Here is a 390-nt window from a genome sequence, read left to right as displayed (position 1 = left end):
GTCTGCCCCGTGTCCAGGAGCTCTTCGAGGCCCGTACCCCCAAGGGTGAGGCGCCGATCGCGGAGTTCTCGGGCCGCGTGACGATCGAGGAGGGCGACCGCTCGCGGGCGATCGTCCTGACGCCGGACGACGGCTCGGAGGAGATCCGCTACCCGATCACCAAGCGCTCGCGCCTGCTGGTCGGCGACGGGGACCACGTGTCGGTGGGCACGCAGCTCGTCCAGGGTGCGGTGGACCCGAAGAAGGTCCTGCGCATCCTCGGCCCGCGCGCCACGCAGAAGCACCTGGTGGACGAGGTCCAGGAGGTCTACCGCTCGCAGGGCGTGGACATCCACGACAAGCACATCGAGGTCATCGTGCGGCAGATGCTGCGGCGCGTGACGGTGCTCG

Annotated in this window: 1 protein-coding gene; it reads left to right on the top strand. The window is 70.0% G+C overall.

What is annotated here, in order from left to right; all coding sequences use genetic code 11:
- Positions 1–390 (top strand): hypothetical protein (locus tag G3I56_RS42990; RefSeq protein WP_203691983.1); only part of this gene is annotated, 390 nt, incomplete at both ends.

The organism is Streptomyces sp. SID12488 (assembly GCF_010548275.1).
Lineage (GTDB): Bacteria > Actinomycetota > Actinomycetes > Streptomycetales > Streptomycetaceae > Streptomyces.
The sequence above is the reverse complement of the archived record's forward strand: the minus strand, read 5'-3'. Positions and strand labels throughout refer to the sequence as shown.